This is a genomic window from Brevundimonas sp. VNH65, assembly GCF_049445955.1.
Lineage (GTDB): Bacteria > Pseudomonadota > Alphaproteobacteria > Caulobacterales > Caulobacteraceae > Brevundimonas.
Window position 1 is genome coordinate 102,547 of sequence record NZ_JBMSDX010000003.1, and the last position, 25,418, is coordinate 127,964.

Genomic DNA, 25,418 nt, shown 5'->3' on the forward strand with positions numbered 1-25,418 from the left:
TCATGGCGGCCGACGCCTTCCGCACGCAGGTCCGCGACTGGATCGCCGACCACTTTCCCACGGCTCTCGCCGGACGCGGCGTCCCCACGGACGACGAGATTCTGGACGATGATCGCCTGGCCTGGCGGGCCGCCTTCGGCGCCACCGGCTGGGGCGTCCCGACCTGGCCGACCGCCTACGGCGGCGCCGGGCTCGGGCGGGCGGAGGCGCGAATCATCGCCCAGGAATTGACCGCCGCCCACGCCTACAATCCCATCGGCGGCATGGGCGTCATCATGCTGGGGCCGACCCTGCTGGAATACGGCACGGAACTGCAGAAACTGCGTCACCTTCCGCCCATCGCGCGCGGCGAGATCCGCTGGTGTCAGGGCTTTTCGGAACCAGGCGCCGGCTCCGACCTGGCTTCGTTGCAATGCCGGGCCGAGGACAGAGGCGATCATTTTCTCCTGAACGGCCAGAAGATCTGGACCAGCTACGCCGATCTCGCGGACTGGTGCTTCTGCCTGGTCCGCACCGACACTTCGAAAAAGCAGGGCGGCATCTCCTTCGTCCTGTTCGACATGCGCCAGTCAGGCGTCGAGGTCAGGCCCATCCGGTTGATCTCCGGCGACTCGCCCTTCTGCGAGACCTTTCTCTCCGACGTCAGGGCCGAGAAGGACGATCTGGTCGGAGACCTCAACGGCGGCTGGGGCATCGCCAAGCGGCTGCTTCAACACGAACGGTCCGCCATCTCCGACAGCGGCGACATCATGGCCGGCGGCGTCTCCCTGGTCGAGATCGCGCGCGAGGCGGTGGGCCTCGACGACGACGGACGCCTGGCGGACCCGGACCTTCGCGCCCGGATCATCCAAAACGAGATGGAACAGAAGCTGGTCGAACTGACCCTCGCCCGCGTCGCGGCGGAAGCGCGCGCCGGTCACGTCGGCGGATCCGCCAGCTCCATCCTCAAGAACGCCGGCGTCCGCGCCTTTCAGGACCGGGCCGAACTGATCGTCGAGGCCAAGGGCCTTCAGGGATTGGGCTGGGAGGGCGACGGCTTCTCAGAACAGGAGCTGACGCTGGTTCGAGAGTGGCTGCACGGCAAGGCCTGGTCGATCTTCGGCGGCAGCGACGAGGTCCAGAACAACATCATCGCCAAACAGATCCTTGGACTGCCCTCGTGAAGGCCTTGCTCAGCCACGCGGCCGGCGGGCCGGAGACTCTGGTGCTCGAGGATCGCCCGACGCCGACGCCGGGACCGGGCCAGGTGCGGGTCGCGGTGCGCGCCTGCGGCGTCAACTTCCCTGACACCCTGATCATTCAGGACCTCTACCAGATCAAACCCGAACGCCCCTTTTCGCCGGGCGGCGAGATCGCCGGTGTGATCACGGCTGTCGGCCAAGGCGTCGAGGGATTGGACATCGGCCAGCGCGTCCTCGCCGTGCCCGGCTGGGGCGGCATGGTCGAGGAAATCCTGCTGGACGCCGCCGCCGTCATTCCGATCCCGGACGCCATGCCGTTCGACGAGGCGGCGGCCTTCCTCGCCACCTACGGCACCTCCTACTATGGACTGAAGCGGCGCGGTCGTCTGACGAAGGGCGAGACCCTGCTGGTGCTGGGCGCGGCCGGGGGCGTCGGTCTGGCGGCGGTCGAGCTCGGCGTCGCCCTGGGGGCACGGGTGATCGCCGCGGCCTCCAGTCAGGACAAGGTCGATCTGGCCCTGTCCCGCGGCGCGGCCGGCGGGGTGGTCTATCCGACCGGCCCCTTCGACCGGGACGGCGCCAAGACCCTGGCGGCGGTGTTCAAGGAGGCGGTCGGCAAGGGCGGGGCCGACGTCTGCTACGACGGGGTTGGCGGCGACTACACCGAGGCGGCCCTGCGCTGCATGGCCTGGGAGGGGCGCTTCCTGATCGTCGGCTTCCCCGCCGGCATCGCCCGCATCCCGGCCAATCTGACCCTGGTGAAGGGTTGCGACGTGATCGGCGTCTTCTTCGGCGCGGCCGTGGCCCGCGATCCCGAGGCGTACCGGCGCGACGTCGCCGAGCTTTTCGACCTGTACGCGGCCGGCGCGATCCGGCCCCACATCACGGCCCGCTATCCGCTGGATTGCGCCACCGAGGCCCTGACCCATCTGGCGACCCGCAAGGCCAAGGGCAAGGTCGTCATAACCATGGACGAGGACCCCCGCTGATGGTTCTGGACGACATGCAGAAGATCGTGCTGGACACCGCGCGCGAGTGGACACGCGACCGGATGCCGGTCTCCGCCTTCCGCGCCCTGCGGGATCGCGGCGAGCCGCGCGGGTACGACCCGGCGATCTATGCCGAGCTCGGCGACCTGGGCTGGTGCGGCGTCGCGGTCCCGGAGGCGCACGGCGGCTCGGGCCTGGGCTATCTGACGCTCGCGCTGATCCTGGAGCAGATGGGTCGCACGGTCGGGGCCAGCCCCCTCCTCTCGACCGCGATCGTGGCGGACGCCCTCGTGCGGGGCGGAACAGAGGCCGTGCGCGACGTCTGGCTTCCGCGCCTTCTCTCCGGTCAGGCCGTGGGCGCCCTCGCCGTCGATGAGGGTCCCCGCCATGCGCCCGACGCGATCGGCGCCGTCGCTGTGAAGACGGGCGACGGCTGGCGGCTGGACGGCGTCAAGCGGTTCGTCACCGAAGGCCTGGGCGCCGACCTGCTGATCGTGGCCGCCCGTACCGACGACGGGATCGCCCTGTTCGCCCTGGACGCGGGGGCTGAAGGGCTCTTGCGCACGCCGCGTCGCCTGACCGACCAGCGCGGACACGCGGACCTGACGCTGGACGGCGTCCTGGCGCCGGAGCACGCCTGCCTGGCCCAAGGGACCGGAGACGCCGCCCTGATCGACACCCTGCTGGACCGCGCCCGGGCGCTGACGGCGGCGGAACTGCTCGGCCTCGCCGTCGGCGCCTTCGAGATGACGGTGGAATACCTGAAGGTCCGCGAGCAGTTCGGCCAGAAGATCGGCGCCTTCCAGGCCCTGCAGCATCGGGCGGCCCACCTGCATACCCGGCTGGAGCTGACCCGATCCGCAGTCCTCGCCGCCCTGCTGGCCATCGACGACGGGTCTGGGGACATCCCACGCCTGGTCGCCCTGGCCAAGGCGACGGCCTCCGAAACCGCCAATCTCGCCACCCGCGAGATGATCCAGATGCACGGCGGCATCGGTATGACAGACGATCACGACGCCGGCTTCTACATCAAACGGGCGCGGGTCCTGGAGGCGACCTGGGGCGGCGCCGCCTTCCATCGCGAACGCTATGGCCGGATGATCGGCGTCTGAGGTTTCGTCGGCGTCATGCCAGCGACTGCGGCCCCAGGTCCGACAGCGACCGCGCCCCGGTCAGGGTCATGGCGACGCGCATTTCCTTCTCGAACAGGTCGAGAAGCCGGCTGACCCCCGCCTCGCCGCCCGCCGCCAGCGCATAGACGAAGGCCCGGCCGATCATCACCGCATCGGCGCCCATCGCCCGCGCCCGAACCACGTCCAGCCCGTTCCGCACGCCGGAGTCCATCAGGATCTTCAGCCTGCCCTTCACCGCTTCGGCGATCGGCGGCAGGGCGCGGGCCGACGACAGCACCCCGTCGAGCTGCCGCCCGCCGTGGTTGGAGACGACGATCCCGTCCGCGCCGAAAGCGACCGCGTCCCGCGCGTCCTCGGGATCGAGGACGCCCTTGATGATCATCGGCCCGTCCCAGGCGTCCCGGATCCACTCCAGGTCCTTCCAGGCGATCGAGGGATCGAAATTCCCGGCCAGCCAGCCGATATAGTCGGCCAGGCCCGTCGGCTTGCCGAGATAGGCCGAGACATTGCCGAGGTCGTGAGGCGTTCCGCGCGCGCCCACGTCCCAGGCCCAGGCCGGATGGGTCATGGCCTGCACCATCCGCCTGATCTCGGCGTTGGGGCCGCTCATGCCGGAATGGGCGTCGCGATAGCGTGCGCCCGGCACCGGCATGTCGACGGTGAAGACCAGGGTCTTCACCCCCGCCGCCTTCGCCCGGTCCAGCACATTCCGCATGAACCCCCGGTCGCGCAGCACGTAAAGCTGAAACCACATCGGCCGCTCGATCGCGGGCGCGACCTCCTCGATGGGACAGACCGAAACGGTGGACAGGGTGAACGGCACGCCGCGGGACGCCGCCGCCTTCGCCGCCTGCACCTCTCCGCGCCGCGCGTACATGCCCGTCAGTCCGACCGGCGCCAGGATGACGGGCAAGGCCAGCCTCTCGCCGAACAGGTCAACCGACAGGTCCAGACCTTCAGACCCTCTCAGAACCCGCTGGCGCAGGGCGACCTGCGACAGGTCCGCGACGTTCCGCGCCAGGGTCTGCTCGGCATAGGCCCCGCCGTCGATATAGTGGAACAGGAACGGCGGAAGCTTGCGCCGCGCCGCCTCGCGGAAATCGCCGGGCGAGGAAATGATCACGCCGGGGCGTCCCTATTGGAAGTTGGCGAAGGCGCCGCCGTCGACCAGAAGCGCCGCGCCCGACATATAGCCCGCCATGTCCGAGGCCAGGAAGGCGACCACCGAGGCGATGTCCTCCGGCCGGCCCAGACGCCCGAGCGGGATGCGGCCCTCCATATATCTGCGCTTATCAGGGTCGGCGAGGTCGTCCTTGTTGATGTCGGTGGCGACCGTTCCCGGGAGGACGGAGTTGCAGCGGATGCCGTGCTTGCCCAACGCCACCGCGCAGGACTGCATCAGGCTGTGCACCCCGGCCTTGGTCGGGGTGTAGTGAGTCTGCATCTCCCCGCCGACGAGGGCAGAGATCGAGCTGATGGCGACGATCGAACCGCCGTCACCTTGTCTGACCATCTGGTTGGCGGCGGCCTGAACCATGAAATAGGCGCCGTGGAGGTTGACCTCCATCGTCCGGCGCAGGGTTTCGGCCGGCATGTCGAGAAAGGCGTGGAACGGACAGATGCCGGCGTTCGACACGAAGACGTCGACCCGGCCGAGAGCCGAAACGGCGGCGTCTACAAAGGCCGTCGCGCTCTCCGGCTGGGCCACGTCGCCATCGACCGCGATCGCCCGACGTCCCAGCGCCTCGATCTCGGCCACCACCCCGGCCGCCGCCCCGGCGTCGCGATAGGTGTTGATCGCGACATCCGCCCCCTGACGCGCGGCCTCGATCGCCGTCGCCCTGCCGATGCCCCGCGATGCGCCCGTGATCAGGACGACCTTGTTCTCAAGCAGCATGGAGGCTCCGGCGGTGGCTTCGGTTCAGGATTTCGGCGCCCAGCCCAGGTCGGTGCTGATGGCGTCGGCGGCGTCGGTGACAGTCTTGGTCAGTTCGGCCATGCGGGCGTCGGACATGTACTGCGCCGCCGACGAGACGCTGAGAGCGGCCACGATCTTGCCGTCCACGCCGCGAATCGGGGCTGCGACGCAGCGGATCTGATCCTCGTTCTCTTCCAGGTCGAAGGCGTAGCCCTTCTGGGCGTAGCCACGCATCCGCTCCAGCCACACGGCGCGCGCCGCCGAATCGAACGGCGCGCCCTCCGGCGCATAGAAGTCGGTCCATTCCGGCTCGGTCTTGTCCAGGATCAGGGCCTTGCCCAGGCCCGTCGAGGCGATCGGATGCCGCTCGCCCAGCCGCGACCCGATATTGATCCGTCGCCGCCCGGGCACCTTGTCCAGATAGAGGGCGTGACGTCCGTCCAGCACGCCGAGATGGACGGTGTCCTCCGTGGCGGCCGACAGTTGCTCCAGCCAGGGCCGCGCCACGCGGGGCAGATGCATCTGCTGGCTGGCCGCATGGCCGAGCTCCAGCAGCTTGGGCCCCAGCGAATAGCCCTCGCGCGGGCGGAACGACAGCAGACGCCGGTCCACCAGGGCCGAGGCCAGGCGGTGCGTCGTGCTGCGGGTCAGATCCAGCTTCTCGGAAAGTTCGGCCAGCGGCAGTGAACCGTCGATCAGGGCGTCAATGACGTCGAGGCCGCGCAGCAGGGTCTGGCTGCCGGAGGCCTTGCCTCCCGCCTCCTCGACGCCTTCACTGTCGATCATTGCAGTCTTGATTGACGCCATTCGTCCCATCTCGTAATCCTCTTTCCCAGAATGTAGCAAAACACGCAAGCCGACCATCCTGACAGGGTCGACTTTGACGGGTCGCACGGAGAAACGCCAGTGAAATCCCGCATTATGGGAACCGGTGACCAGGACGCGAGCCTGATCCAATGAGCCGTCTTCCGAAGATCAGACATGTCCGCGCCTTCGTCGTGAAGAACGACGGAACGGGCGGCGGCGCCGACTACCACGACCAGGGCGACGGCCATTGGATCGACGACCACATCGCCACGCCGATGGCGAAGTACCCCGAGTACCGCCAGAGCCGTCGGAGCTTCGGCATCAATGTTCTGGGCACCCTGGTCGTCGAGATCGAGGCCGAGAACGGCGTCGTCGGTTTCGCGGTTACCACCGGCGGCGAACCCGCCGCCTACATCGTCGAGAAGCACCTGGCCCGCTTCCTCGAGGGCCGCGATCCGTCCGAGGTCGAGAAGATCTGGGACCAGATGTATTTCTCGACCCAGTACTATGGCCGCAAGGGTCTGGTGGTGAACGCCATCTCCGGCGTCGATCTGGCGCTGTGGGACCTGCTGGGCCGCCTGCGCCAGGAGCCGGTCTTCGCCATGCTGGGCGGCCCGGTCCGCGACGAACTGACCTTCTACGCCACCGGCGCCCGGCCGGACAAAGCCAAGGAACTGGGCTTCATCGGCGGCAAGATGCCCCTGCACCACGGCCCGGCCGAAGGCGAGGAGGGTCTGCGCAAGAACCTCGCCGAACTCGAAGCCATGCGGAACGCCTGCGGCGATGACTTCTGGCTGATGTTCGACTGCTGGATGGCGCTGGACCTGAACTACGCCACCCGTCTGGCGCACGAGGCGCACAAGTTGGGGCTGAAGTGGATCGAGGAGGCGCTGAGCCCCGACGACTACTGGGGCTATCAGGCGCTGAAGAAGAACGCCCCAAAGGGCATGCTGGTCACGACCGGCGAGCATGAGGCGACCCGCTGGGGCTTCCGCATGCTGCTGGAAATGGAATGCTGCGACATCATCCAGCCGGACGTGGGCTGGTGCGGCGGCGTGACCGAACTGATCAAGATCTCCGCCATGGCCGACGCTAAAGGCGTGCTGATGATCCCGCACGGATCGTCGGTGTACAGCTACCACTTCGTCGTCACACGCCATAACAGCCCGTTCGCGGAGTTCCTGATGATGGCCCCCGGCGCCGATGAGGTCGTGCCGATGTTCCATCCGCAACTGATCGGCGAACCCGTGCCCGTGAACGGTCGGCTCAAGGTTCCGGATGCGCCCGGCTTCGGCGTCGAACTGAACCGCGACATCGCCCTCCACCGCCCCTACGCGCGCTGACCCCTCCTCCCGACGAGATCGACTGATGAAACTGCTCCGCTACGGCCCAAAGGGTCAGGAAAAGCCCGGACTGCTGGACGCCGAGGGCCGCATTCGCGACCTGTCCGGCGTCGTCGCCGACATCACGCCGGATCTGCTGTCGGCCGAAGGGCTGGCGAAATTGGCCGCGATTGACACCGGTTCCCTGCCCGTCGTCGAAGGTCAGCCTCGCTACGGCGTGCCGGTCAACGGCTCGCGCAAGTTCATCGCCATCGGCCTGAACTTCGCCGACCACGCGGCGGAATCGAACCTGCCGATCCCGTCCGAGCCGGTCGTCTTCACAAAGGCCATCTCCTGCCTGAATGGCCCCAACGACGACGTCGTCATCCCGCGCGGCTCGCTGAAGACAGACTGGGAAGTCGAACTGGGCGTCGTCATCGGCAAGGCGGCATCGTACGTCACCAAGGAAGAGGCGCTCGACCATGTCGCCGGCTACGTCCTGATCAATGACGTGTCCGAACGCGCCTTCCAGATCGAGCGCGGCCCGACCTGGGACAAGGGCAAGGGCTGCGACACCTTCGGCCCCGTCGGCCCCTGGCTGGTGACCAAGGATGAGGTCGGCGACGTCCAGAACCTGGACATGTGGCTCGACGTCAACGGCAAGCGCGTCCAGACCGGCAACACCAGGACCATGATCTTCACGGTCGCCGAGATCGTCTCCTACCTGTCCGAGTTCATGACCCTGGAACCCGGTGATCTCATCACCACCGGCACGCCTCCGGGCGTCGGCCTCGGCCAGAAGCCGGAGCCCTGGTATCTGAAGGCCGGAGACACTGTCCGCCTCGGCATCGAGAAACTCGGGGAACAGGGCCAGACCTTCGTCGCGTGGTCCCGATGAGCAGCTATTCCGGACGTTTCGCGGGCCGCACGGCCGTCGTCACCGGCGGCGCCTCGGGCCTGGGCAAGGCTTCGGCCGCCCGCATCGTCGCCGAGGGCGGCAAGGTGATCCTCTGGGATCTCAACGCCGACGCCCTGAAGGCCGCCGCGGCCGAGGTCGGCGCCGTCGCCGTCACCGCCCTCGACGTCGCCGATCCCGAGGCGGTCCAGGCCGCCGCCGAGACCGCCAACGCTATCCTGGGTCGGATCGACATTCTGGTCGCCTCGGCGGGCATCACCGGCGCCACCGTGCCGGTGCCGGAATTCCCGATCGACAGCTGGCGGCGCGTCATCGACATCAATCTGAACGGCGTCTTTTATTGCTGCCGCGCCATCGTGCCCTTCATGCTGGCCAATGACTACGGCCGCATCGTCAATGTGGCCTCGGTCGCGGGCAAGGAAGGCAATCCGAACGCCAGCGCCTATTCGGCGTCCAAGGCCGGCGTCATCGGCTTCACCAAGTCGCTGGGCAAGGAACTGGCCGGCAAGGGCGTCATCGCCAACAGCCTGACCCCCGCCACTTTCGAGAGCCCGATCCTGGAGCAACTGCCCCAGAGCCAGGTCGACTACATGCGCTCCAAGATCCCGATGGGCCGCCTCGGCGAGGTCGAGGAGAGCGCCGCCATGGTCTGCTTCATGGCGTCCGAAGAGTGCAGCTTCACCACCGCCTCGACGTTCGACACGTCGGGCGGCCGCACGACCTACTGAGGTCGGGCGGGTGGCGTCGGACCTTCGCATCGTCGATCCCCACGTCCATCTGTGGGACCTGTCCCGCGCACGCTATGGCTGGCTGCAGGACGATCCCCTGCCGAACAATCCGGCGGGGGACATGTCCCCGATCGCGCATCGCGACTATCTGCTGCCCGACTATCTGGCGGACACGGCCGGCTGGAAGGTCGAGAAGATCGTCCACGTCGAATGCGGCATGCCGATCGGGGCGCAACTGGCCGAAACCGACTGGCTGCAAGGCCTGGCGGACGCCTGTGGCTATCCCCAGGCGATCGTCGCGGGCGCCGACCTGCTTGATCCCGATCTCGACGCCCTGCTCGAAGCCCACGCGGCCCGGCCAAATGTGCGGGGCGTCCGCCAGATCGTCTGCTGGCACGACGATCCGTTGAAGACCTACCAGCCGCGCGACCTGCTGCCCGACCCGAAATGGGTCGAGGGGTTCGCCAAACTGGCCCGGCACGGTCTGTCCTTCGACCTGCAGCTCTATCCGTCCCAGATGGCGACCGCCGCCATCATCGCCGCCCGCCATCCCGACATCCCCCTGATCATCAATCACGCCGGCCTGCCGAACGACCGCGACGAGGCAGGTATGGAGCGCTGGCGCACCGGCCTGCGCCTGCTCGCGGCCCAGCCGCAGATCTCGATCAAGATCTCGGGCCTGGGCATCACCGACCGCGCCTGGAGCGTCGAATCCATCCGCCCGATCGTTCTGGAGTGCATCGACGCCTTCGGGACCGACCGGGCCATGTTCGCCTCCGACTTCCCGGTCGAAAGCGTCCACGGGACCTTCGACGCCTTCTATTCCGCCTTCGACGCCACCACCGCCGACTTCTCGGTCGATGAGCGCGACCGCCTGTTCGCCGCCAACGCCGAGGCGATCTACCGCATCTGATTTCATCCGCCGACGCCGCACGAAGACGGTCAGGCCCGAGGAACCCGAGGACGACATGAGCATCGAAACCGACGCCGCCCACACGCCCGGCGGACTGGCCAGACCGGATGGAAACCTGCGCGGCCCCCTGGCCTTCGCCATCGCCTGCTTCCTGATCTGGGGCCTCGCCTACGGGCTGCTGGACGTGCTGAACAAGCATTTCCAGGAAACGCTGAGCATCAGCCACGCCGACAGCGCCTGGCTCCAGATCGCCTACTTCGGCGCCTATCTGCTGCTGTCGATCCCGGCGGGCATGCTGCTCCAGGCGCGCGGCTACAAGTTCGGCATCGTGGCCGGCCTGGGCGTCACGGCCGTCGGCGCCCTGCTGTTCATCCCGGCGGCGGGCGCGGGCGGCTTCCTGCCCTTCGTCGGTTCGATGTTCGTCCTGGCCGCCGGCCTGTGCCTGCTCGAGACCTCGGCCGATACCTACGTCAACGTGCTGGGTGATCCGGCCAAGGCGCCCCAGCGTCTGAACCTGGCCCAATCCTTCAATGCCCTCGGCGTCTTCTTCGGCCCCCTGATCGGCGGCGCGGTCTTCTTCAGCCCGACCACGACCGAGGCCCTGGGCGGCGCCACCCGCTCCATCCAGATCGTCTACGGCCTGATCGCCCTGGGGGTGGTCCTGTTCGCCCTGGCGGTGTGGCGCGCCCGCCTGCCGGAAACCGGTCTGGCCGATCACGGCGCGGACGAGGTCGGCGGCGTGGCCAGGCCCCTGTCGCAACAGCCCCACTTCGTCTGGGGCGTGGTCACCCAGGCCCTCTACATCGGCGCCCAGGTCGGCATCGGCGCCTTCTTCATCAATCTGGTGACCCAGAACTGGCAGGGCCTGTCCAGCCAGCAGGGCGCCTTCATGCTGTCGCTCGCGGCCATCGGCTATCTGGTCGGCCGCTTCGCCGCCACCGCCCTGCTGCTGCGGGTCAAGCCGCGCACGCTCCTGACCACCTATGGCGTGGTCAATGTCCTTCTGACCCTGATCGTGGCCGCCGGCATCGACAAGGTGTCGCCGATCGCCTTGATCGCGGTCTTCTTCTTCATGTCCACCATGTTCGCCACCATCTTCGCCCTCGGCACCCAGGGCCTGGGTTCGGCGACCAAGCGGGCCTCGTCCCTGATGGTCATGGCCATCGGCGGCGGCGTGCTGCTGCCCTGGCCGATGGGCAAGATTTCGGACCTCTACGGCGCCAACGTCGCCTTCCTCCTGCCCGCCGCCTGTTTCCTGATGGTCGCCTGGTACGGCTGGAAGGGCGCCGGCCTCGGCCGGACGGAGGCCTCGTGATGCTCCGGCTCCGCCCGCTTCTGCTCGCCGCCACCCTGCTGGTTCCCATCGCCGCCTGCGCCCACGCAGAACCGACGCCGGCCGCCGCCGTGGCCCAGGCGCCCACCGCCCGCATCGACCGACAGGCCCTGGTCACGCGCCACAATGTGACCCAGACCGCCGTCGACCGGCACGCGCCCGTGATGCTAGGCAACGGCGACATCGGCTTCACGGCCGACATCACCGGCCTGCAGACCTTTCCGGAACAATATTCCGAACTCGCGCCCTTGCTGACCATGGCGCAATGGGCCTGGCACAGCTTTCCCAATCCCGAGCGCTACACCGAGCAGAGCGGCCTGATCAACGTGGAGGTGCCGGGGCGCGGGCCGCAACCCTATGCCTGGATGAAGTCCTGGTCGGACGCCGAGACCAATCCGGCCTACACCTGGCTGCGCGCCAATCCGCACCGCTTCTCGCTGGGCCGCATCGCCCTGACAGACGGCGAGGGACAGGCGCTGGACTTCAGCAAGGTCGCCGACACCCGCCAGACCCTGGACCTGTGGACCGGAACCCTGACCAGCCGCTTCACCTATGACGGCGCGCCGGTCGAGGTCGTCACCCGCGTCCATCCCGCGCTCGACGCCGTGGCGGCGGACATCCGGTCTCCCCTGATCGCGGATGGGCGACTGACCGCCGTCGTGCGCTATCCGGGCGTGGCGCCCGCCATCAATCCCGACCCGTCGAACTGGACCGAGCGCGGCCGCACCGACGTCCTGGCCCGTTCCGCTGACGCCGTCACCGTGCGCCGGACGATCGACGAGACCGCCTATGTCTCGCGCATCGCCGCCAACGGAAGCGTGACCGCTGCGGGCGCGCACGACTTCCAAGCGGTCGCCGCCTCCGGCGATCGCCTCAGCCTGACCGTCGACTACGCACAGGCGCAACCCGCCGTCGCCCTGCCGTCCACGGCGGAGACAGGCCCGGCCACGGCCGACCACTGGCGCGATTTCTGGACGCGCGGCGGGGCCGTCGATTTCACGGGTTCCACCGACCCACGCGCCGCCGAACTGGAACGCCGCGTGGTCCTGTCCCAGTACCTGTCGGCCGTGAACGGCGCCGGCGAACTGCCGCCCCAGGAAGAGGGTCTGTTCTCCAACTCCTGGTTCGGGAAATTTCATCTCGAGATGCACCCCTGGCATCAGGCCTGGCAGGCCATGTGGGGTCACGCCGACCTGCTGGAACGCAGCCTGCCCTGGTATCTGGGCAACCTCGACAACGCCCGCGCCGAGGCCGCGCGCCATGGCGTCAAGGGCGCATGGTGGCCCAAGATGACCGGGCCGGAGGGCCGCAACAGCCCCAGCCTCGTCTCGCCCTTCATCATGTGGCAGCAGCCGCATCCGATCCTGCTGGCCGAACTGGTCTGGCGCGCGGACAAGGACCGGGCGACGCTGGACCGCTATGCCGAACTGGTCGAGGCCTCGGCCGACCTCCTGGCCTCCTGGCCGCTGGATCGCAACGGCCGGATGGACCTCGGCCCGCCCATGATCCCGGCTCAGGAGAACTATGATCCCCTGACCACTGCCAATCCGACGTTCGAGGTCGAGTATTTCCGCTGGGCCCTGTCGACGGCCCAGGCCTGGCGCGAACGGCGCGGTCTTGCACGCAATCCGGACTGGGACCGCGCCCTGGCCCGGATCGCGCCGCCGGCGATGAAGGACGGCCTCTATCTGCCGACCGACAGCACGCCGGACTTCTGGGACATCGCCGGCTCGGACGCCTGTCGCGAACATGCGTCGGCGCCCCAGTGCAAGAACCGCGACCACCCCTCCTTCCTCATGGCCTACGGCTTCATCGCCGGTCAGCGGATCGACCGCGAAGCCATGCGCCGCACCTTCGAAGCGGTCGAGACGAACTGGGACATTCGCCAGACCTGGGGCTGGGACTTCCCGATGATGGCCATGACGGCCGCCCGTCTGGGCGAACCGGAGAAGGCCGTCGACTGGCTGTTCGCCGATCTGAAGAACAACCAGTGGGGTCCGACCGGCATGACCCCGCGCGTCCACCTGGATGAACACGCTGACGAGCTTGTGCCGGTTTCGGCCGGGGCCGGCGGCGTGGCCATGACGGTCAATCCCGACGGCGCCGGATACCGCCGCGCGGCCGAGACCTACTTCCCCTCCAACGGCTCCCTGCTGTGGGCTGTGGGCCTGATGGCGGGCGGCTGGGACGGCTCGACCGGACATGCCCCCGGCTTCCCGAAGGACGGCTGGACCGTCCGCGTCGAGGGCATCAAGCCCGCCCCCTAAGCTTTTCCCCGAGCGACCAGACAAGAAAGAGGAACGCCCCATGACGACGACCTCCCGCCGCTCCGCCCTCAAGGCCCTGCTGGCCGCCCCCGCCGCCGCAGGGGTCGCCGCCGGCGCCTCGACCGCGACCGCCCGCCAGTATCTGTCGACCAACGCCCCCCTGCCCCCGCCGGGTCAGGTCCCGACCTGGCCGGCGCCCAACACTGCGCCTCCCTCGGTTCAGGCGACGCCCGTCCCGCATCAACCGCACTGGGACGGCCCCATCCCGAGCGACTGGATCGATGCAAAGACCGGCCACCGCATCCGCCGCGTCACCCCCGATGGCGGCGGCAAGCCCTATTTCTACAAGAACATGTTCCTCCCGGGACGCGACGGCCACGCCGACCGCATGGTCATCTCCACGCCCCAGGGCATCACCCTCGTCGATCTGGCGACCTGGACGCACACGGTTCTGGTCCCCGGCCGGGATGCCGACCTGATGTTCACCGGGCGGCTGGGTCGCAACGTTTACTACTCGGTCACCGAACCGGCCGACGCCCAGCTGATGGACCGCAGCAAGACCTTGTTCTCCATCGACGCCGACACGCGAGAGGTCCGCCGCATCGCCCGAATTCCCAACGGAAACGTCAATTCGGTGAACGCCGACGAGACGCTGCTTCTCGGCTTCGTGGCCTACGATTCCCAGCCGCTTCAGCCGACCGTCCGCGACCCGCGCAACCGCCGCTTCGATCAGGCCGAATATGAGGCCAACGGACCGGACGGCCGCCCGCTGAACTTCGCCCGCGCCAAAGGCGTGCGCATGCTGCAACGCTGGGCCGCCCGCTATCCGATGGAGATCTTCGTCATCGACATCGCCACCGGCGAGCGCCGCGTCATCCACAAGACCAACGAGTGGATCGGCCACACCCAGTTCTCGCCGACCGACCCCCAGCGGCTGATCTTCTGCCATGAAGGCCCGTGGCATCGGGTCGACCGCATGTGGACGATGAAGGCCGACGGCACCGACCTGCGCAAGACGCATCAGCGGACGATGAACTTCGAGATCTTCGGCCACGAGTGGTTCAGCCCGGACGGTCGGCACGTCCACTATGACCTCCAGACCCCGCGCGGCCAGGTGTTCTGGGTCGCCTCCGTCGATCTGGAGACCGGCCGGCGGGTCTATCGCCGGGTCGAACAGAACGACTGGTCCGTTCATTTCAACTGCTCGCCGGACGGCAGAATGTTCGCGGGCGACGGCGGCGACGGCGACATGGTCGCCCATGCGCCCGACGGCAAATGGATCGTCCTGCTGCGTCCCGAACCCATCGTCGACGAGGACCCGTCCAGCGACAAGGACGACCAGATTTTCGTGGAGTACCTGCGGTCGGAGCGGCTCGTCGATCTGTCGAACCATGACTACCGTCTGGAACCCAACCTGACCTTCACGCCGGACGGCAGGTGGATCGTCTTCGTGTCCAATATGCACGGGCCCAACCACGTCTACGCCGTAGAGGTCGCCCGGGCGCGGAGCTGACGCGACCAAGGCAAAATTGCGCGCTGGATCCGCCGCTTGCGCCGTCAGGTGACGCCAGTCCGTCCACCTGTTGCAAAATGCGAAATGATGTTGCAATAAGTGGCACGTCGCTGCGTAGCACTATGCGCGACATCATACCAAAAAATGACACCGGTGCCAGCTGACGCCGGAATGGGGAGACAGATTGATGCGACCGACCCTCGACACCCGGACTCTGTGCGCCGTCGGCGTATCGCTCGCCGCCCTCGCCTGGGGCGCCGCCGCCTCTGCCCAGACCACGCCCGCGCAGCCCCAGGAGGGTGAAGCCACCCAGGTGGACGAGATCGTCGTCACCGGCTTCCGCTCCAGCCTGCAACAGGCGCTGAACATCAAGCGTCAGGAGGCCGGCGCGGTGGACGCCATCCTGGCCGAGGACATCGCCGACTTCCCCGACCAGAACCTGGCCGAGGCCATCCAGCGCCTGCCGGGCGTGACCATCGACCGCGTCAACGGCCAGGGCACGACGATCTCGGTGCGCGGCCTGGGATCCGACTTCACCCGCACCCGCATCAACGGTCTGGAGGCCCAGGCGGCCTCGGGCGGCAACCGCAACCGCTCCTTCGACTTCTCGATGTTCGCCTCGGAGCTGTTCAACGCCATCCGGGTCCGCAAGACCCAGTCGGCCGAGATCGAAGAGGGATCGCTGGGCGCGACCGTCGACCTGCAGACCGGCCGCCCGCTGGACTTCCGCACCCCGGGCATCTCTGCGGCCATGTCGGCCCAGGCGTCGTACAACGACCTGTCGGAGACGACCATTCCGCGCCTGGCGGGCCTGCTCAGCTGGTCGAATGAGGACCAGACCTTCGGCGCCCTGCTCTCCGTCGCCTATTCCGAACGCGCCCCGGTTCTGGGCAGCTTCAACACCACCCGCTGGCAGAAGGGCAATCCGGCGCAGGCCTACGGAACGGGCGCGAACTTCCGCTCCTGCATTCCCTGCACCACCGACGCCCAGCGCAGCGAAGTGCTGAACGCCTTCTATCCGCGCATCCCCCGCTACACGCTCGGCGAAACCTTCGAGGATCGCCTGGGCATGACGGGCGCCCTGCAATGGCGCCCCAGCGACCGGACCGAGGTCACGCTTGACCTGCTGTGGTCGCGCTTCAACTCCGAGACCGAAAGCCCGAACATGGAGGCGTGGTCCTTCAGCCGCGCGGCCGTGAACCAGCTGGTCCTGCGGGAATACGAGATCGACACCTCGCGCAACGCCTTCTCATACGGCGTGTGGGACAACATGATCGTGGCCGCCGAGAACGGCTTCACCCGCAACGAGAGCAACTTCTACCAGGCGTCGATCAACGCCCGGCACGAGTTCACCGATCGTCTGCGCGGCACGTTGAAGCTGGGCGTCAATCGCTCGGAAGCCCGGACCCCGCACAACGTCGCCTATCGCTTCGAAACGACCCCCAGCGCCACCTTCACCTACGACGCTCGCGACAACAATCGCCAGCCGCTTCTCGACTACGGCTTCGACGTCACCTCCGGCCAGCGCTTCACCCTGGTCAACGCCACGCGCTCGAGCGGCGGCGGCAATTTCGAAAACAACGTGGCCGCCGGCGCCCTGACCTATGACCTGAACGACTCGTTCTCGATCAAGGCCGGCGGCGAGTATCGCACCTACGCCTTCGAGACCTTCGGCCTCTCGCGCGCCCAGACGTCTCCCACCGGCGCAGATCGCCTGACCGGCGTGGACAGCATCGCTCGCCTCGTGAACCTGGAAGGGTACGTCAACGCACCGGCGGGAACGGCGCTGAACTTCATCGTGCCCGATATCGATGCGATCGCCGACTTCCTCAGCTTCTACGATGCGCCCCTCGTCGCGAACCGCAGCGAACGGGAAGTCGACGAAACGGACAACGGCCTGTTCGTCCAGGCGGACTTCAACACGATGCTGGGCGACTGGATCGTCCGCGGCAACGTCGGCGTTCGCTACGCCACGACGGAGGTCACGGCCAAGGGCTGGCAGACGGTCACGGTCGGCGGCGTTCCCGGCTACAACTACGTCACGGCCGAGAACGACTATTCCGACACCCTGCCGTCGTTCAACCTGGCCATCGAGCCGCGCGACGACCTGGTCATCCGCCTGGGCGCAGCCAAGGTCATGTCCCGCCCCACCCTCGGCGACCTGACGCCGGGCGGCAGCGTCTCGCCGACGACCCGCACCGTGTCCTACGGCAACCCGCTGCTCAATCCGTTCCGCGCCACCAACTACGACGCCTCGATCGAGTGGTATTTCCAGAACGAAGGCCTCCTGGCGCTCGCGGTCTTCCACAAGGAGATCGACAGCTTCATCACCTCGGTGACCGAAGGCCTGCCCTACAACACCCTGGGCCTGCCGCTGGAACTGCTGCAAGGCGCCGCCCAGCCGACGGACATCTTCCAGGTCACCCGCCGCATCAACGGCGACGGCGGCACGCTGGACGGGGTTGAACTGCAGTATCAGCAGCCCTTCACCTTCCTGCCCGGCTTCTGGTCGAACTTCGGCTTCATCGGCAACGTCACCTGGGTGGATTCCGACGTGGGCTACGGCACGGCCGGACGCAATCGTCTGACCGGCCAGTCCAAGAACACCGCCAACGCCACCCTCTACTACGAGGACGGACCGTTCCAGGCGCGCGTCTCCGCCGCCCACCGCAGCCAGTATCTGCTCTCCTTCCCGGGCGCGAACGGCAACTCGGAGGAAGGCATCAATGACACGCTGAACATCGACGCCTCGATGTCCTACGACATCACGCCGAACATGACCTTCTCGCTGGAGGCCATCAACCTGACCGACGAATACGTCGAACGCTATGTCGACGCCCTGAATCGCGTCTCCGACTACCGCCATACGGGTCGCGAGATCGCCGTGGGATTGCGCTGGAAGTACTGATCTTCCCTCCCTGATCTTCCACCGCAAACCTCAGGCCCGGAGCGTCGATCGCTCCGGGCCTTCCTTTTTTCATCGTCGCGCGTTCAAGCGAAATGCGTGGAGAGCTCGATACCTATCGGACGAAGCGGCGGTTCGCCGAGACACCTGAACCTCGGGGCGCCAAGGGCCGGCGCAAGGCGGCCGACCCGCTGCGCTACCTGATCCAGCGACACGCGGCGACGCGCCTTCACTACGATTTCCGCATCGAGATCGACGGCGTCCTCAAGTCCTGGGCGGTCACCAAGGCGCCGTCGCGCGATCCGGCCGTCAAGCGGCTGGCGGTGGAGGTCGAGGACCACCCGCTGGATTACGGATCCTTCGAAGGCGTGATCCCGGCGGGCAACTACGGCGCGGGAACGGTCCAGCTGTGGGACGTCGGATCGTGGCGCCCGCAACAGCCGGCGACGCTGGCGGACGACTACGCCCGGGGATCGATCAAGCTGATCCTTGCCGGCGAGCGGCTGCGGGGCGGCTGGGCGCTGGTCAGGCTGAAGTCCGATCGTGGCAAGCCGTCCAAACGCGCGAACTGGCTGCTGATCAAGGAAAGGGATGAGGACGCCGTCCCGGGCGAAGGCGACGCCCTGGCTCAGATCGACGCCTCGGTGACCACCGGCCGCTCACTGGCCCAGATCGCGGAAGGACCGGCGAAATGGACATCCTCCAGGCCCACATCGCGCAAGGCGCCGTCCAGGCCGAAGCCCACCCGGTCGGAGCGGCCGGTCGCACGTCCTCGCGCCTTCGTCCCGATCCAGCTGTGCAAGGTCTCGGATCACCCTCCCGCCGGCGCGGGATGGGCGCATGAAATCAAGTTCGACGGCTATCGCATCCAGATCGCCGTGGGCGGCGGCGGGGCGACGCTGCGGACCCGCAATGGGCTGGACTGGACCGACCGCTTCCCCGAACTGGCGGCCGACGCCTCATCATGGCCCGACGCCGTCCTGGACGGCGAACTGTGCGCGATCGACGACGACCATATGCCGGATTTTTCCGCGCTTCAGACCGCCATCTCCGAACAGCGCACATCGGGTCTGATCTACTTCGCCTTCGATCTGCTGTTCGAGGGCGCCGAGGACCTGCGCGGCCTCCCCCTCTCGCACCGGAAGGCCCGGCTCCAGGCCTATGTCGATCGTGTCGGCAAGGCCGGAGCGCGCCGGCTGCGCTACGTCGAACACTTCGCCTCGACCGGTCAGGCCGTGCTGGAAAGCGCCTGCCGCATGGATCTGGAAGGCGTCATCTCGAAGAAGCTCGACGCCCCCTATCGCGGCGGCCGGTCTTCGACCTGGCTGAAATCGAAATGCCGAGGCCGCGACGAGGTGGTGATCGGCGGATGGTCGTCCGAAGGCGGAGCTCGCCTGCGATCCCTGCTGGTCGGCGTCCGCGAGGGCCGTGGCCTGCGATACCTCGGCCGCGTGGGAACCGGATTCGGCGCCACGACCGTCAGCACGCTCCTGCCCGCGCTCAAGGCGGCGGGTTCGGACAGCAGCCCGTTCTCCGGCCCGAAAGCGCCCCGGGGCGGCAAGGACATTCACTGGCTCACGCCGGTGCTGGTCGCCGAGATCGAGCACGGCGGTTACACCGAGGCAGGGTCGCTCAGGCAGGCCGCGTTCAAGGGTCTGCGCGACGACAAGACCGCGAAGGAGGTCACCGCGGCTCCGCAAAAACCATCAACACCGGACGTCTCGTCCCGACCCCGATCCCGGCCCGGCAAGACTGTCGTCTCCGGGGTGACGATCTCGAACCCGGACAAGGTGCTGTGGCCTGCTCGCGACGGCCGCCCGGCCCTCACCAAGGCCGACCTCGCCCGCTACTTCGAGGCTGTGGCCGAGCGCCTGCTGCCCCACGTCGCCGATCGGCCCGTCTCCATTGTTCGCGCGCCCGACGGCATCACCGGCCAGACCTTCTTCCAGCGGCACGCCATGGCCGGATCCAGCCCCAGGCTGAAGCTGATCGACGTCAGCGAGCGCAAGCCCTATGTCGGCGTCGACGATGTCGGCGGCCTGGTCGCCATCGGCCAGTCGGGGGGGCTGGAGCTTCATCCCTGGGGCAGCAAGCCCGGCGATCCCGAGACGCCGGAGCAGATCACCTTCGATCTCGATCCCGACGCGGGCCTCGACTTCGACGACGTCATCGCCGCCGCCCGGCTATTGAAGCCGCGTCTGGAGGACCTCGGCCTCGCGCCTTTCGTGAAGACCACCGGCGGCAAGGGCCTGCATGTGGTCGTGCCGATCCGAAGCGACGCCCGCAGCCGCGTCGAATGGGATCAGGCCAAGGCCTTCGCAAAAGCCGTGTGCGAAGACCTGCGCTCGGCCCATCCCGACCGTTTCACCACCACCCTCGCCAGGAAGGCGCGCGGCGGAAAGATCTTTCTCGACTACCTCCGCAACGGCCGCATGGCGACCGCCGTGGCCCCCTGGTCGCCCCGGGCTCGCCCGACCGCCGGCGTCGCCTTTCCGCTGTCCTGGGGTCAGGTCAGATCCGGCCTCGATCCGAGCGCCTTCAATCTCTGGACCTACCCGTCCCTGCTCAGGAAGGCGGACCCCTGGGCGTCATTCAGAAGCGAGGCCGCCGGCCTCAAGTCCGCGCTGAAGCGGCTGGGGATCGACTAGCGCAGACGATCAGGCCGCCTTCTTCTTGCCGGCGGGCTTCCTGCTCGCCGCCTTTTTGGTCGGAGGCTTCGTCGGCGACGACTTGGAGCTTGCCGCCTTCGACGCCGTCTTCGCCCCTCTCGTGGACGCGCCCTTCAAACTGTTCCTGAGGGCCGCCATCAGGTCGATGACATTGGTGTCGTCCGGTTCCGGGGCCTCGACCACCGCCTTGCCGCCCTTCCTGGTCTTGGCCTTGATCAACTCGCGCAAGGCGTCGTCATAGCGGTCCTTGAAGGCGCTCGGATCAAAGTCGGCCTCCTTCTGGGCGATGATCCGTGCGGCGATCTCGACCATGTCGGCGTCAGCCTTCACCGTGGGGATGTCATCGAAATAGTCGGCGGCGTCGCGGACCTCGTCATGGGCCCGGAGGGTATAGGCCACCAGGCCCTTGCCCCGCACCTCCAGCGCGATCTGCCGCTCCTTGCCGCGCAGCACCAGCTTGCCCAGCGCCACCTTGCTCTGCTTGGCCATGGCGTCGCGGATGACGGCGAACGCCTCGATCCCCGCGCCCTTCTCCGGAACGACGAAGAAGGGGGCGTCCCAGTACAGCCGGTCGATTTCGCTGTCGTCGACGAAGGCGTCGATCGAGATCGCCTTGGTGCTGTCCAGCCGGACCTTGTCGAAGTCGGCGTCGTCGAACAGGACGTACTCGTCCTTGGATATCTCATAGCCCTTGACCAGATCTGCCCGCTCGACCGGTCCCGCGTCGGGGTCGGTCGCGACCATGCGGATGCGGTTGTTCGTCTCGGGATTGATCAGGTGGAACCGCACGTCATTGGCGCTGGTGGTCGCGGTGTACAGCGCCACCGGACACGTCACCAATGACAGCTTCAGATGCCCCTGCCAGGTCGGTCGCGCGGCCATGCTCGGTCTCCTCGTTGCGAGAACGCAACGCGGAACCGCGTCATCGGGTTCGTTCAGCCCAGACCCGTCACTCCGCTGGACGCCGTCACCTTCGGCCCCGTCCCGTCCAGGGTGTCGATGTCGCAGTCGGTGAAGCGCCAGTTCTTCGCATTGGCGATCGACCCAGCCTCGCGGACGTCCCACCGCAGACGCTCGAAGACGAAATCCTCAAGCGGCGCCTCGGGATAGGCGGCGGCCTCGAAGCCGATCTTGCCCCCGACGGCCCGGATGTCCGACAGGCGCACGTCGCGGATGCGGGGAATCCCCTGCTCGCGCGGCACCGGCGTGGCCAGGGCGGTCCAGTAGTCGGGCGGATTGGCAATCCCCGCCGGGATCCGGGCGTAGGAATAGTTTGGATACCAGTTCAGGTTCACCCGCATCAGGGTCGCCACGTCCTGCAGATGCACGTCGCGGATGCGGATGTTCGAGATCGAACCCCCGCGCGTGTGGCCCGACTTGAAGAAAATCCCCAGCGGCACCGGATATTCGATCCTCAGGCCGGATACCTCGATGTCGTGAAACCCGCCCGAGGTTTCGGATCCGAACGTCATGCCGGCCAGGGCGTCGCGGACGATGCAGTCGCGCACCTTCACCTCCCGGCAGGGTCGCGCGACCCGCAGCCCGTCCCAGTCCCGACCCGCCTTGATGCACAGGGCGTCGTCATTGACCGCCAGGTCGCACCGCTCGACCACGACCCGCTCGGACGAATCGATATCGACCCCATCCGTCGACGGTCCCCGTCCGCCGATGTTGTTGCGGATGATCAGGTCCGACACCTTCACGTCGCGCGAGTAACAGACATGGACGGTCCAGAAGCCCGCCCGCGCCAGGTTCAGCCCCGACACCTCCACCTTGTCGGCGTCATAGATGTGGATCAGCCGCGGCCGGCGACAGTCATAGTCGGCCGCCCACCTCAGGTCCCTGGGGTCATACTCGCGGCGCAGCGCCCAGTAGGCGTCCCAGAACACCTTGCCGTCGCCGTCGACCAGCCCTTCTCCGGTGATGCGGGCGTTCGACTGCTGATAGACGTTCAGCAACCCGGCCGGCCAGTCCATCTCGATGCCCGCCACCCGCGTCCGCACCATCGGATAGGCGCTCAGGTCGGTGACCCCCTTCAGGGTCGCCCCCCGCCCGACGTTCAGCGTCACGTTCGACTTCACGAACAGGGAGCCGGATCGATAGACGCCCGGTTTCAGCACCACGGTTCCCCCGCCCGCGCCGGCCGCCGCATCGATCGCCGCCTGGATCGCCCGGGTCTGGACCCCGTCGCCGTTGGGAACCGCGCCGAAGTCGGCGGCGTCGAACACCCGGCCGGTCTCCCGCGCCCAGGCCGGAGCGGTCATGGGGGCCAGGGCGCTGACGGCGCCCAGGCGCAACAGGGTTCTACGATGCATGGCGGACATCCTCCTCGGCGTGGGACCTGATCGAACTGCGGCGATCGGCGTCTTCATTTCCCACATTCTGTGCTTTCGTCTCACGATAGCGGACGATAGGGTGAAGACAAGTCGTCGTCGGCCTTGGGCGGCGATCGGTCGCGCGGTCTGGACACCGGTGTCCGTCCGCCGCCGCCCGGACCAGGTTCAAGCAGTCAGGCGCGGGTCCGCCGCGTCGTGGAGGAAGTCATGTTCTCGCATTCCCGCCTGGCTTTGGGCCTGTCCGCCGCCCTGCTCGCCACGACCGCCCTCGCCGGCCCGGTCATGGCCCAATCCTCCGCCCAGGCTCCGCTCCTGTCGCCCGGCGTGGAACGCGCCTGGCTGGAGCCGACGCCCCGCCCGGCATTGAGCACCGACCCGGCCCGTCTGCCCTCGCGCGCCGAGGCGATGGCGGCCGTCGAATATGTCGCCGCCAGCCAGATCAAGGCCATGGCCGCCGAGCCGATCGCCCTGTCGACCGGCAGCAATCTCAGTCAGATGTCGTCCAACTGGGTCGCGGCCACCTTCTACATCGGCGCCGCCCGGCTGGCCCGCGTGTCGGACGATCCGGAGACCCTGCGCTTCCTCACCGCCGTGGCCGAACACTACAACTACAGCGTCCGCGGCGCCCGGTCGGGCCCGACCATGCTGAACGCCGACGACATCACCATCGGCGACCTCTATGAGGAGCTCTACGCCCGGCGCGGTCAGGAAGGCGTTCTGTTGCCCCTGCGCCAGCGACTCGACTGGCAGGTCCCGCACCTGAACCGCTCCGCCGAGACGCCCCAGCTGATCTGGTGGTGGGCCGACGCCCTCTATATGGCCCCGCCGGTCTTCGCCCGTATGTCGGCCATCACCGGCGATCCGAAATATCTGCTCGCCGCCGACAAGGAATGGCGGCGCACGGCCGAACGCCTGTGGGTTCCGGAACAGCGCCTGTTCCTGCGCGACGAACGCTTCAAGGACGACCGCCATCGCAATGCGCGCGGCGAGCACATCTACTGGTCGCGCGGCAACGGCTGGGTGATGGGTGGTCTGGCGCGCTGGCTGGAATCCGTCCCGGCCGACTTCGCCGGCCGCGAATTCTACGTCGACATCTATCGCCAGATGGCCGGCCGGGTGATCGAGCTTCAGCGCGAGGACGGCCTGTGGCCCGCCAGCCTGCTGGACCCCGACGCCTTCCCCCAGGCCGAGACCTCCGGCTCGGTCTTCTACGTCTACGCCCTGGCCTGGGGCATCAACCACGGCCTGCTGGACAGGGCGACCTATCTGCCCCACGTCACGCGCGGATGGGCGGCCCTGAACCGTCATGTCCTGCCCGGCGGACTGATCGGCGCGACCCAGAAGACCGGCGACATGCCCGTGGCCACCGATCCGGGCGAGGTCGGCCTCTACACCACCGGGACCTACATCCTGGCCGGGCTGGAGGTGGCGGACCTGAACGGCCCGCCCCAGTCCCTGCCCCAGGCCGAACCGGCGCGCGACACGGCCGAGGTCATCGCCGCCACCACCCCGACCCCGCCCGCGCCGGTCACGGTGGTCGGCCCTGAAGAGGTTCGCCGACGCGAGGCCGAAATGCGCGCCACCCGCGCCCTGTCCTACGACCCTGCCCAGTTGAACCGCCCTTCGACGGTCGAGCCGCTGGCTCCGCCCCCGGCCGATCAACAGACGCCGCGCGCCGTCGTCCGTTTCGCCCCGGATCGGCTGGACGACCTCCTGTGGGAAAACGACCGCGTCGCGCACCGCATCTACGGCCCGGCGCTGGAGGCGCGCGAGCCGCCGTCGGGATCGGGCATCGACGTCTGGGCCAAGCGGGTGCGCTGGCCCTATATGGACCGCCAGCTGAAGTTCCCGAACTACCACGTCGATCGCGGCGAGGGCCTCGACTACTACGACGTCGGCCGGGGTCGCGGCACCGGCGGACTGGGCGTGTGGTACGACAACAAGCTGTGGACCAGCCGCAACTTCTCGACCTATCGCATTGAAGAAACAGGCGGTGACGTGGCGCGCTTCAGCGTCGACTACCGTCCCTGGCCGGTCGATGTCGCGCGCCGTGTCTGGGAAACCCGCGAGTTCAGCCTGCCGCTGGGCTCCAGCTTCACCCGCATGACCTCGACGATCCAGTCGGACACCGCCGAGCCCCTCACGGTCGCCATCGGCATTTCCAAACGCCGCAACGACAACGGCGCCGGCTTCGTCACGCGCGATCGCGAGAACGGCCGCCTGATGTTCTGGGAGCCCGCCAGCGCCGACCACGGGTCGCTCGGCATCGCCATTCTCGTCGACCCCGCCATGGTCGAAGGCTTCGCCGAGGATGCGGAGAACTACCTGATCCTGCTGCGCGTCACGCCGGGACGGCCCTTCACCTATCTGATGGGCTCGGCCTGGGATCGCGGCCTGGACTTCAACAGCCGCGCCGAGTGGGAGGCCTTCGTCGCCTCCCAGCCGCGCGTCGGTTCAAGACCACGGGCGCACTGACGGCGGCTGGCTC

General features: G+C 68.0%; 18 protein-coding genes. 13 read left to right on the forward strand and 5 right to left on the reverse strand.

The window, feature by feature from the left end; genetic code table 11:
- The first annotated feature begins 2 nt into the window (after positions 1-2).
- Genes ACO2Q1_RS07435 through ACO2Q1_RS07445 form a run of 3 tightly spaced genes read left to right on the forward strand, consistent with a single transcriptional unit; the run spans position 3 to position 3,282 of the window.
- Positions 3-1,163, forward strand: a complete 1,161-nt coding sequence (locus ACO2Q1_RS07435; protein ID WP_423328858.1) for an acyl-CoA dehydrogenase family protein — start codon at positions 3-5, stop codon at positions 1,161-1,163.
- Positions 1,160-2,170 carry an NADPH:quinone oxidoreductase family protein gene (locus ACO2Q1_RS07440; protein WP_423328859.1) on the forward strand — a complete coding sequence of 337 codons (1,011 nt, stop codon included), beginning with the start codon at positions 1,160-1,162 and terminating at the stop codon, positions 2,168-2,170. The genes ACO2Q1_RS07435 and ACO2Q1_RS07440 overlap by 4 nt, the downstream gene beginning before the upstream one ends.
- On the forward strand, positions 2,170-3,282 hold the full coding sequence (locus ACO2Q1_RS07445; RefSeq protein WP_423328860.1) for an acyl-CoA dehydrogenase family protein: 1,113 nt from the start codon (positions 2,170-2,172) through the stop codon (positions 3,280-3,282). Before ACO2Q1_RS07440 ends, ACO2Q1_RS07445 begins: the two co-directional genes overlap by 1 nt.
- 13 nt (positions 3,283-3,295) lie before the next feature.
- On the opposite strand, the gene lldD is transcribed toward ACO2Q1_RS07445, so the two are convergent.
- From lldD to ACO2Q1_RS07460, 3 genes are read right to left on the reverse strand one after another with little or no spacing between them, the layout of a single operon-like run.
- Entirely contained in the window at positions 3,296-4,426 is a 1,131-nt protein-coding gene (gene lldD, locus ACO2Q1_RS07450; protein WP_423328861.1) for an FMN-dependent L-lactate dehydrogenase LldD, read from the reverse strand.
- 12 nt (positions 4,427-4,438) lie between these two features.
- Positions 4,439-5,200: an SDR family NAD(P)-dependent oxidoreductase gene (locus ACO2Q1_RS07455; RefSeq protein WP_423328862.1), complete on the reverse strand. Its 762-nt coding sequence runs from the start codon at positions 5,198-5,200 to the stop codon at positions 4,439-4,441.
- A gap of 24 nt (positions 5,201-5,224) precedes the next feature.
- Positions 5,225-6,007 (reverse strand): IclR family transcriptional regulator, encoded by a 783-nt coding sequence (locus ACO2Q1_RS07460; protein ID WP_423328864.1) that lies wholly within the window; start codon positions 6,005-6,007, stop codon positions 5,225-5,227.
- 170 nt (positions 6,008-6,177) lie between these two features.
- Between ACO2Q1_RS07460 and rhmD the strand changes: the two genes are divergently transcribed.
- From rhmD to ligD, 9 genes are all read left to right on the forward strand, one after another.
- The gene (rhmD, locus tag ACO2Q1_RS07465) at positions 6,178-7,371 is read left to right on the forward strand and encodes an L-rhamnonate dehydratase (protein ID WP_423328865.1); all 1,194 of its coding nucleotides are present in this window, start codon (positions 6,178-6,180) and stop codon (positions 7,369-7,371) included.
- Positions 7,372-7,396: 25 nt separating this feature from the next.
- Positions 7,397-8,248 carry a fumarylacetoacetate hydrolase family protein gene (locus ACO2Q1_RS07470; protein WP_423328866.1) on the forward strand — a complete coding sequence of 284 codons (852 nt, stop codon included), beginning with the start codon at positions 7,397-7,399 and terminating at the stop codon, positions 8,246-8,248.
- Positions 8,245-8,994: an SDR family NAD(P)-dependent oxidoreductase gene (locus ACO2Q1_RS07475; RefSeq protein ID WP_423328867.1), complete on the forward strand. Its 750-nt coding sequence runs from the start codon at positions 8,245-8,247 to the stop codon at positions 8,992-8,994. The genes ACO2Q1_RS07470 and ACO2Q1_RS07475 overlap by 4 nt, the downstream gene beginning before the upstream one ends.
- 10 nt (positions 8,995-9,004) lie before the next feature.
- Complete coding sequence (locus ACO2Q1_RS07480) at positions 9,005-9,907, forward strand: amidohydrolase family protein (protein ID WP_423328868.1); 903 nt, start codon at positions 9,005-9,007, stop codon at positions 9,905-9,907.
- A 55-nt stretch (positions 9,908-9,962) separates the two neighbouring features.
- Positions 9,963-11,222, forward strand: coding sequence for a sugar MFS transporter (locus tag ACO2Q1_RS07485; RefSeq protein ID WP_423328869.1), 1,260 nt, complete (start codon positions 9,963-9,965; stop codon positions 11,220-11,222).
- On the forward strand, positions 11,222-13,507 hold the full coding sequence (locus ACO2Q1_RS07490; protein WP_423328870.1) for a hypothetical protein: 2,286 nt from the start codon (positions 11,222-11,224) through the stop codon (positions 13,505-13,507). Before ACO2Q1_RS07485 ends, ACO2Q1_RS07490 begins: the two co-directional genes overlap by 1 nt.
- A 40-nt stretch (positions 13,508-13,547) precedes the next feature.
- Positions 13,548-15,020, forward strand: coding sequence for an oligogalacturonate lyase family protein (locus tag ACO2Q1_RS07495; RefSeq protein WP_423328871.1), 1,473 nt, complete (start codon positions 13,548-13,550; stop codon positions 15,018-15,020).
- Between the two features lie 187 nt (positions 15,021-15,207).
- Positions 15,208-17,928 carry a TonB-dependent receptor gene (locus ACO2Q1_RS07500; RefSeq protein WP_423328872.1) on the forward strand — a complete coding sequence of 907 codons (2,721 nt, stop codon included), beginning with the start codon at positions 15,208-15,210 and terminating at the stop codon, positions 17,926-17,928.
- A 92-nt stretch (positions 17,929-18,020) separates the two neighbouring features.
- Complete coding sequence (gene ligD, locus ACO2Q1_RS07505) at positions 18,021-20,573, forward strand: DNA ligase D (RefSeq protein ID WP_423328873.1); 2,553 nt, start codon at positions 18,021-18,023, stop codon at positions 20,571-20,573.
- 9 nt (positions 20,574-20,582) lie between these two features.
- Here the strand turns inward: ligD and ACO2Q1_RS07510 are convergent, their stop codons facing one another.
- Positions 20,583-21,476 (reverse strand): Ku protein, encoded by an 894-nt coding sequence (locus ACO2Q1_RS07510; RefSeq protein WP_423328874.1) that lies wholly within the window; start codon positions 21,474-21,476, stop codon positions 20,583-20,585.
- Positions 21,477-21,529: 53 nt separating this feature from the next.
- Entirely contained in the window at positions 21,530-22,909 is a 1,380-nt protein-coding gene (locus tag ACO2Q1_RS07515) for a glycoside hydrolase family 28 protein (protein ID WP_423328875.1), read from the reverse strand.
- Positions 22,910-23,137: 228 nt separating this feature from the next.
- On the opposite strand from ACO2Q1_RS07515, the gene ACO2Q1_RS07520 reads away from it, so the two are divergent.
- Positions 23,138-25,405, forward strand: a complete 2,268-nt coding sequence (locus ACO2Q1_RS07520) for a glycoside hydrolase family 88 protein (protein ID WP_423328876.1) — start codon at positions 23,138-23,140, stop codon at positions 25,403-25,405.
- Positions 25,406-25,418 lie beyond the last annotated feature (13 nt).

What these genes read in the sequence shown, in the direction of transcription:
- ACO2Q1_RS07475 (WP_423328867.1), top strand. Translation starts at nt 8,245, where the DNA reads ATGAGCAGCTATTCCGGACGTTTCGCGGGCCGCACGGCCGTCGTCACC.
- ACO2Q1_RS07490 (WP_423328870.1), top strand. Translation starts at nt 11,222, where the DNA reads ATGCTCCGGCTCCGCCCGCTTCTGCTCGCCGCCACCCTGCTGGTTCCC.
- ACO2Q1_RS07470 (WP_423328866.1), top strand. Translation starts at nt 7,397, where the DNA reads ATGAAACTGCTCCGCTACGGCCCAAAGGGTCAGGAAAAGCCCGGACTG.
- ACO2Q1_RS07485 (WP_423328869.1), top strand. Translation starts at nt 9,963, where the DNA reads ATGAGCATCGAAACCGACGCCGCCCACACGCCCGGCGGACTGGCCAGA.
- ligD (WP_423328873.1), top strand. Translation starts at nt 18,021, where the DNA reads ATGCGTGGAGAGCTCGATACCTATCGGACGAAGCGGCGGTTCGCCGAG.
- ACO2Q1_RS07460 (WP_423328864.1), bottom strand. Translation starts at nt 6,007, where the DNA reads ATGATCGACAGTGAAGGCGTCGAGGAGGCGGGAGGCAAGGCCTCCGGC.
- ACO2Q1_RS07515 (WP_423328875.1), bottom strand. Translation starts at nt 22,909, where the DNA reads ATGCATCGTAGAACCCTGTTGCGCCTGGGCGCCGTCAGCGCCCTGGCC.
- ACO2Q1_RS07500 (WP_423328872.1), top strand. Translation starts at nt 15,208, where the DNA reads ATGCGACCGACCCTCGACACCCGGACTCTGTGCGCCGTCGGCGTATCG.
- ACO2Q1_RS07435 (WP_423328858.1), top strand. Translation starts at nt 3, where the DNA reads ATGGCGGCCGACGCCTTCCGCACGCAGGTCCGCGACTGGATCGCCGAC.
- ACO2Q1_RS07495 (WP_423328871.1), top strand. Translation starts at nt 13,548, where the DNA reads ATGACGACGACCTCCCGCCGCTCCGCCCTCAAGGCCCTGCTGGCCGCC.
- ACO2Q1_RS07520 (WP_423328876.1), top strand. Translation starts at nt 23,138, where the DNA reads ATGTTCTCGCATTCCCGCCTGGCTTTGGGCCTGTCCGCCGCCCTGCTC.
- rhmD (WP_423328865.1), top strand. Translation starts at nt 6,178, where the DNA reads ATGAGCCGTCTTCCGAAGATCAGACATGTCCGCGCCTTCGTCGTGAAG.
- ACO2Q1_RS07455 (WP_423328862.1), bottom strand. Translation starts at nt 5,200, where the DNA reads ATGCTGCTTGAGAACAAGGTCGTCCTGATCACGGGCGCATCGCGGGGC.
- ACO2Q1_RS07510 (WP_423328874.1), bottom strand. Translation starts at nt 21,476, where the DNA reads ATGGCCGCGCGACCGACCTGGCAGGGGCATCTGAAGCTGTCATTGGTG.
- ACO2Q1_RS07445 (WP_423328860.1), top strand. Translation starts at nt 2,170, where the DNA reads ATGGTTCTGGACGACATGCAGAAGATCGTGCTGGACACCGCGCGCGAG.